Source organism: Dermabacter sp. (assembly GCF_032550575.1).
GTDB lineage: Bacteria > Actinomycetota > Actinomycetes > Actinomycetales > Dermabacteraceae > Dermabacter > Dermabacter hominis.
In genome coordinates, this window is sequence record NZ_JAWFZC010000010.1 from 48,769 (window position 1) to 56,925 (window position 8,157).

Genomic DNA, 8,157 nt, shown 5'->3' on the forward strand with positions numbered 1-8,157 from the left:
AAAACGACGTCTCTGAATAGCGCTTGACCAGCGGCTGTTATATATTCGTGATGTTGTTCGTGTCGCGGGTCTCCCCGTGACTGAACCGCATTCCTCATTTTCACAAACGAGGGCTCAGGCCCGCGCCGCCAAGCGGCGTTCACATCGCCACCCGCCGCTGACACCATCGCGCGGGTGGGGCGGTGCCGCGGTGAGGGGATTTCCGCGGTACGAGAAGCGCCCGGCGGAGGGGGTCCGACGGGCGCTTCTCTACATCTCCGGCCCCTTCCGGGTGCCGGTCCTGGATTACTCGGGCGCAGCCTCACCGGAGGCCACGGAAGCGTCGGACTCCTCCCCCGCATTCTCCCCAGCCGGGTTACCACCGAGGTAGCCGAGGTAGCCGAAGCCGCCCTCCCACGGTTCCAGGTCGTCCTTCAACGCGTGCTCTGCCGACTCGTGCACGAGCCGAGTCGTAGCCTCCATGCCTTCGGCAATCACGAAGCCGAGCGGCATGTATTCCTTGAACTGATCCCAGAGTGCGCGCGCATCGGCGCTGCTCAGCCTCGACTCCCCCACGGGAAGCTCAAGGAAAATATCCTCGAGAACTCCCTGGTTAGACGGCACAAGATCAAGCGTCCCGCGCATCTCCGGCCCGCTCAGACACCACGTGATCATCGCGGGCGATGCCTCCGCTGACATACCCACCACGGCCTCGCGATCCCACGGCGCACGAGAAATTTCACTTCGCCCCACCCGCACGCTCGGGAGTCCGACGGTTGCCGCGAGAAGGCGCTCGCTTGCTTCGCCCACCGCCTCCGTGTCGTCAAGGGGGTGAAGCACCTGGAGCCGAATGCGCAAACTCTGCGGGGTAAAGTGCGCAACGCTGCGCCCCTCCGCCTGCTCGAGAACGCCATTACTCGTCCAGTCGTACCCGAGGCCCGTGATCCCCTCGACGGGCCCATCGGCGGTTTCGCGTATCCACAGCACCTGGAACGTCTCGAAAATGCGGCGCATGTACGGGGTGATGCGCGTACGTTCCGGCGTGCGAATGATGAGCGAATGGGGCTCGGCCTGCGCACTCGCGATGAGCGCGGAGATCCACGGGCTGTACTCGATGACCTCGACGGGCATGTCGATCACGCGCGGCACAAGAGGCGTGTCGTCCTCGTAGTATTCACCGCGGCTGATCTGCTCCCGCGGGGTCCGGTTCGCCCAGCCCGCATCGTCCACGAGGTCCACGTCGATGCTCACGTCGCTCGCGCTCGCAGAGAATGCACGCGCACATGCTTTCGCGAGTGCGATCGTCTCGGCGCGTGGCCCGACGATCTCGGCCGCATAGTAGGGAGCGGCGATAACCGCATCGTCAACGAACCAGATGGGCGGGATGTTGGACGTGCCGTCAGTAATCGCGACCGCATCACAGTCAGTCGACCACATCTCGTGATCGGGCGAAAACACGGCGCTCACGACATCGGCGAGGCGCTCGGCCTCCCACTCGCGCGGGCTGTGAAGCCGCACAATGGCCTGCTGGTTCATGCCTTCACCTCTCAGTTGTTTGCATGTGGACTGCCGAAGCCACGCGAGTGCGTCACTTCCTCATCTCCACCCTCGTACACGATCTGAACAGTTTCACCCGGCTGCCCCATGCGGAACATGCGAGCCCGGCCCGTCGGGAGGGATCGGGCGCGCTCGCCACCGAGGAGGAGGCCCTCAGTACGGTCGCCCGAGAACATGAAGCCCGTCGCACCACTCTCACGCACCGTGTTGAACACCGGCTCGTATAGACCGCGCGAAGCACCCGCGACACGGCGAGCAATGATCGCGGAGAGGTTGATCTCCGGCCCCATCGCGAGGAACGGCTGAAGAGCTTGAAGTGGGCTCATGCTTCCGGCCGTGAGCACGTCATAGTCATCGATAAGCAGAACGATGCGCGGCTGCGTTTCACCCTCGGCCTCCGCCGCTTCGGGTGAGCCGGGAACGCGCTTCTTAAGCTCGGGAATAATGGCGGCCACGAGCTGCTCAGCCAAGGTCGCGGAAGCCGCATACCCGCCGAGATAGGGCTCGGGGATGGCATCCGCGAGGTTCCTGCGGGGATCGAATACGGCAAAGACCAGCTCCTCCTCGCTCCACCGCTTCATCATCTCGCGCGCGATGTACTTGAGCATGCTTGTGCGGCCCATCTTGTTGGAGCCGAGGAGCACCATGTTCCAGTCGGTGCCTTCCACGTCGAGTTGCGCCGTGCCGAGGTCGCCCTCGTAAAGGCCGATCGGGATGAGATTCTTCGATTCGCTCTGCTCGAGCAGATCGGGCGTGACAACCGTCGGAAGCAGGCGCACCTTGGGCGCGCGGTCCGTGGTCGATGCCGAAACCGCTTCGACGAGGTTGGAAAGCCCCTCGACGGTCGTTTCGCGGTCCGCCTTCGAGTCGATGCGCGGGAGCGCGATCTGGCCGAACAGGCTCTTCGAGGTCAAGCACTGACCAGGTCGGTCAGCGGCAATCGTCGCCGAGAGCTTACGCGCAACGCTCGACTCACCCGGGTCGGTGAGGCGCAGTTCGAGGCGGTTACCGAAGTAGGTCTGCATCGTCAGTCGCGCGTCATTGAGGCGCGAACCGGTCGCGACCACGTGAACACCGAGGCCAGCACCGCGGCGGACGATGTCCTTGATGTTCTCCTCGAGGTCGTTGAACTCCTCGTTGAACTGGCCGAACCCGTCAACGAGCAGCACGATCTCGCTCATGAGCTTCGGATCAACGTCGAGGCCCGCCGCACGCCGTACCGATTCGAGGTCGGGAAGCTGGCTTTGGTGGAGCAAAAGCTCGCGCGCCTGCATAGCCGCCTGAACCTCTTCGACCGTGCGGCGCACGGCCTCGCGCTGCTGGCGAGTCGCGATGCCCGCAACGTTCGGAAGCTTCTCGATTGCCATGAGACCAGAGCCGAGAAGGTCAATTCCGTACACTATCGCCTCCGCGGAAGGATGCGTGAGCGCGAGCGACGCCGCGATCGTGTGGAGTGCCGTCGTTTTGCCTGAACGGGGAGCACCCACGATAAAGACGTGACCGCCTGGGCCAGCAAGATCGAGGTTGAGTTTGCCCTGCCACTGACGCGCCGGATCGTCAATCATGCCAATCGGCACCGAGAGGAGCTTGTCCTTCGGCAGACGCAGACCACGCCTCGTAGCCATGGGCTTGCCGGCAGCCTGGTCGAGCGTAATGACCTTGTCGATCGGGTCGAGCCAGATGGGGCGCGTGACGCGAGGCTGCTTCTCGAGCTGGGCAACGACGGTCGAGAGAATCGTGTCCCCCTCTTCGTCCTCATCATCGGCGCCGCCCGGGGCAGCTTTCTTATCGGGCTCCGAATCGGTATCGAGGACGGCAAACTCATCGATAAGGGAGACGTGAGGGAGGTCCGCAACCTCCATCTCATCCTCTTGCGCCGGCAAGAGGCCCGACACGTAGCCCGAACGGAACTTCGTGTAGGTCGTCGTGTCGACCTTGAGATAGCCGTAACCGGGCAACGGCGGAAGTGAGAACGCATCAACCGTGTCGATCACGGTGCGCGACTCGGCCGCCGACAGGGTACGAAGACCGATGCGGTACGACAGGTAGGTTTCGAGGCCGCGAAGCTTGCCGCCCTCGATGCGCTGGCTCGACAGAAGCAAGTGCACACCGATCGAACGACCGATACGGCCAATCGACAGGAACAGATCGATGAAGTCCGGGCGGGCGGTCAGAAGCTCGCCGAACTCGTCAATGATCACGAGCAGATGCGGAAGCGGCTCCATGTGTTCGCCACCGTCGGCCGCCTGACGACGCCGGTACGTCGTAATATCCGAGAGGCTTCCAGCGTCCTTCAGGAGTTGCTGGCGGCGTTTGACTTCGCCCTCGAGGCTCGCGTACACCCTCTCCACGAGGTTCGCGTCGTCGCCAAGGTTCGTGATGACGCCCGCAACGTGCGGGAGATTCTCGAACGGCGCGAAGGCTGCACCGCCCTTGTAGTCGATGAGCACCATGTTGACGTCCGCCGGCGAGTGTCCCGTGACGAGGCCGAGCACCAAGGTGCGCAGGAGCTCAGACTTACCGGAACCGGTCGCACCGATCGCGAGACCGTGAGGCCCCATGCCGTACTGTGCCGACTCCTTGAGGTCGAGCATGACCGGAGCGCCCTGGTCGTCGGTACCGATCTGTACGCGCAGGAAGCTCGAGCGGGGGCGCGGGGCCCACGCTTCCTCAAGGTTGATGTTCGTGAGTTCGCCGACGCCAAGAAGGTCCGAGGCGCGCAGTGCTTGCTGCGTTTCGTCGTGTTCAAGCGAGTCGGGTGCGAGGCGAACGCCGGAGAGATAGCGCGCGAGCGCCCTCGCCTCTTCGTGCGTGAATTCGTCGAGCTTCACCGTGAGGCGCTCCGGCTCTTGATCTCGCGACGTGTAGCGCTCGATGATCGCCTCATCGGACTTGACCGATGAGGGGCTGATGCGAAGCGTGATGTCGTCGGGCTCGTGTTCGCGACTCGCGAGCAGGTGCAGCATCGTAAGGCCGACGTCCGACGGGCGCACCTCGCGGTCACCGATGGGAAGATCGAGCGCATCTTCTCCGTGATGGTCCGAGACGATCCACATGCGCGCCATGGTGCTCGAGATGTTGCCACCACCGAGATTGCGTCGAAGCTGCGCGGCTTCCGTGAGGCGTCGGTGAAGCTCGGGGCGCAGCACTTCTCCGAGCTGTCGCTCATCCTTCGCGATGCGGCGAATGGGACCGTGCTGAGTCGCACGAGACTGGTCAGCCATGTGCGGAAGCCACGTCATCCACGACCAAAATTCGCGCGCTTCGCCCTCGGGGTAGGTGAGAGCCATTTGGATGTCCTCGGGCGAGGATAGCGCTGCCGCATGACTCGTGAGCAGTACGGCAATGCGACGGCAGAACGGCTGATCGCCCACGATACTCACGTTGCCCACGGAATCGAACGGGATGGTCACGGGCGCATCGGGCATCGTCGAAAAACGAGCTTCGACGCGATCCAGCTCGCTCGACATGAACTCATCGTCGAGGCTCATCGCGTTGTCTTCGCCGACACGATCGAACTCGACCGCCGGCGCGAAGCCCGTACCGAGCCGCAAGCGCATGAAGTCCTGGTCGTCGCGGCGGCGCTCCCACAGCCTGGAGGTGGAGCGCGCGAGTGACAGAAGCGCCCCGGGGTGGGGTTCAGCTGCGCGCGCAAGTTCGGCCCGACGCTGCTCGGCTTCAAAGAGCTCGCTCGATTGACGGTCGAGGTAGGTCAGGTACCGGTCGCGGAGGGATTGCCGACGCCTGATTGTGCGACCACGGTTGCTCATAAACATGATGACGAACGCGATGACCGTCACGATCATCATGAGGGCACCGATCGCGGCGAGGGCAGAGCCCCTGAACAGCATCATGAGGGTCATACTCGTCGCGGCACCGAGCATGGGGATCAGCATGAGGAAGTTCGCCGTGCCATCGTTCTCGGGCAGCGCCGGCGGCAGCTCGATCTCGTGGCGTGTGATCCCCGGGGCCGAGGGCGAGGTTCGGGCGGGACGGTGGACGATTCGTGTACTCACCGACTGACCGCCAACTGCATCATGAGCGCACCCAGCTCCTCGATTGCGACGCGGGAGGGTTCTGAAATGTTGGCGATACGAACGTGGGAGTCGCCCGCGAGATGCTGATCCTGCGGGATGACCACGAGGTCGCCGAGCTGAATGCCGCCGCGGGGCTTTCCAAGGCCGCTTTCCGGGGTCTCGCGAAGCAAGCGAATAGTAGCGCCGTGCTTGTCACCGAGAGCCTCACGAATGTTCTCGACCTTCTCGATGCCCTGCACGGTACGGCGGCCCACGATGACGATCACGTGCGGCATGAGCATCGAAAGCTCGTCGTCATTCACGTGTGAGTCGCAGTCGACGAGAAGCACCTGCTGCGATCGCGAGATCTCGCCGATCGATTCACGCGCCTGCAGGAGAGGTGTCTGCTGAAGGCGAAGACCTCGCTGGTGGTAGTTCTCACCGAGGAACCACGCAAGGTCGCTCGTCGAGCGCAGTCCGGCGACGGTCACCGAACCGCCGCGCGCCTGCGCGAGGTAGCCTGCGCTCGCGACGAGGAGCGCGGTCGCGCCTGCGCCGCCGTGGGCACCGAGAAAAGCGATGCGGCGCCCGGTCGTGATGGGCAGTTGCTCATCGCGTCGTGCCTGTGCGATGCGAGTCGGGGTCTCGTCGTTGCCGATCCATCCGGTCACTCGGCGCAGCGCACGACGCGCCCCGCCTTCGCCCTTGCGTCTACTGATCTTGAGTGCGCGGTCTTTTTGGTTCACTGGAAAGTCCTCAACAATTCGCTATACACACCGAAAATACCGACGAGCGCAGGCACGGTCACGAGCGTGCAAATGCGTTCAATTACGCCGGAGATGCGACGTCCAAGGGCTGAGTTCACGGAGCTACGGAAGGCGAAACGCGGGACCGTGTACACAGCGATCGCCACAACGATGACGCCCACGCCGAGCCAAACTGAAAGGTCGGGTTTCGACGCGACAATCGCCTGAGCGCAACACACACCAGTCACGATTGCGGCGCCCCACAGAACGGCCCGGTGGAGCGCGAACGGGAAGTGACGAGTGCGGAACACCATGGCAATGGCGACGGCTGCCACGGTGATTGCCGCGAAGATGTTCTCCACGACGAGGGCCGACGCAAGACCGAGGGAGATAGCCAAGGTCACCGCGAGAACGACGACCGACATGGAGAGAGCCTCGTACGCCTCTGAAATAGCGACATCGACGCGCTTGACTTTCACGTCCTCGTCCTCGGCGAGGGCATCCTGGACCTTGTAGAGACCTGCCCCCTGCATCGCGAAGCGCGGCACCAGGCCGAGCGCCGCGAGAGCGATCACTGCAACAATCGCACCAGCCTGCTCGGCCGTTGCACCGAGCGTTGTCGACAGGATGAAGATACCGATGCCTGCGGCAAGGGTGGCGAGGGCAGTGCCGAGCGCAAGGAAGCGTCGGCGGAGAACTCCAAACACTGCAAGGTTTGCCGCGAACGCGCTAAGCCACCAAATCGCACTCTCCTTGCTCCCGAATTCGAAGTTGATCCCTCCGAGGAAAGTGAGCAGGAGCGAGCCCGCGTACAGCGGCCACGCAAGGGTGTGGACCTTCAGCGCCGCGGTGACGATGGTGAGCGCGTACATTCCCGCGACGGGCCACCACGGGCGGGAAAACGCACCGGGGATGAACCACAGGGAAAGAAGGAGAAGGACAGTGGAAAGAATCCCAAGCACCCACGGGCGGCTGGTGTCGTTCCATAAACCCCGGACATCGATGGACGTGAGGCGATCGACGACGTCGTGGACGACCGGTTCCAAGGGAGCATCGGCGAGAGGCAGAACCTGCACAACCTGGCCGTCAAGAAGCTCTTGCTCACCAACGGGAACCGTGTGTTCAAGTCGCGCGCCGAGGACCGTGAAAAGGCCGAGGCTTGAAACTTTCGTGGTTTCGCCTACGAGCTCAATGAACTCGGGGATCACATCGGCGGGCGTGAGCGAGCCGGGGACGATCACGTCCGCAGCGCGCTCACTTCCGCGAATAGTGAGGCGAACGTAAGGGCTTTGGGTCATTGCTTGTCCTCATCAGCAGTGTTCGGCGTGGAAGCCGGCGTAGTGGGAGGTGTGGCGGGAGTGGTAATCGACGTGCCCTGCATGGGCTGTCGTTTAAAGGTCGTGTCGGTCGCGAGGAGATGCATAACGAATGACACGGCTACGCATACAGCACACGCGAGGACGGCGAAGAAAATACTGGCGAGCATCGTGCCGAGGCCGTCCGTCCACGTCCGACGCAGCCTCTCCGACCGGTGCAAAAGCGCCTGGGCAAGCCGTTTCCGGCGCACCTTAACGGCGTCGAGAAGCTGGTCATCATAGGTGTACACGCAGTCCAAACCCCCTGCTGAGCGCGTCAGCGGTCAATATGCGAGAGCCATTGTGCACACAATCCCTGAGATAGGCCACTTGGGTGAACATTACGGGAACATAACGGAACCTTTTGGTGGATTGGCGTGACACCGTCAGGACGTTGTGGTTTTGTGTAACGGTCAGATAACGGGACGTGTGTCCCGGACAGCACAAGGGGGAAGCGTGGGAACCGCACGCGCTCTGACGCCGTGGTTCACACACTCCCACCAC

5 protein-coding genes are annotated in these 8,157 nt (G+C 63.3%); all 5 read right to left on the bottom strand.

Features of this window, described 5'->3' with window-relative positions:
• Nucleotides 1–285 precede the first annotated feature (285 nt).
• From E6X30_RS09690 to E6X30_RS09710, 5 genes are read right to left on the bottom strand one after another with little or no spacing between them, the layout of a single operon-like run.
• Nucleotides 286–1,515 (bottom strand): DUF6177 family protein, encoded by a 1,230-nt coding sequence (locus E6X30_RS09690; RefSeq protein ID WP_259893710.1) that lies wholly within the window; start codon nt 1,513–1,515, stop codon nt 286–288.
• 11 nt (nt 1,516–1,526) lie between these two features.
• Nucleotides 1,527–5,552: a type VII secretion protein EccCa gene (eccCa, locus tag E6X30_RS09695; RefSeq protein WP_316336126.1), complete on the bottom strand. Its 4,026-nt coding sequence runs from the start codon at nt 5,550–5,552 to the stop codon at nt 1,527–1,529.
• Entirely contained in the window at nt 5,549–6,298 is a 750-nt protein-coding gene (locus E6X30_RS09700; RefSeq protein WP_316336127.1) for a hypothetical protein, read from the bottom strand. The genes eccCa and E6X30_RS09700 overlap by 4 nt, the downstream gene beginning before the upstream one ends.
• On the bottom strand, nt 6,295–7,596 hold the full coding sequence (locus tag E6X30_RS09705) for a hypothetical protein (protein WP_316336128.1): 1,302 nt from the start codon (nt 7,594–7,596) through the stop codon (nt 6,295–6,297). Before E6X30_RS09705 ends, E6X30_RS09700 begins: the two co-directional genes overlap by 4 nt.
• Nucleotides 7,593–7,904, bottom strand: a complete 312-nt coding sequence (locus E6X30_RS09710) for a hypothetical protein (RefSeq protein WP_034371485.1) — start codon at nt 7,902–7,904, stop codon at nt 7,593–7,595. Before E6X30_RS09710 ends, E6X30_RS09705 begins: the two co-directional genes overlap by 4 nt.
• Nucleotides 7,905–8,157: the final 253 nt, after the last annotated feature.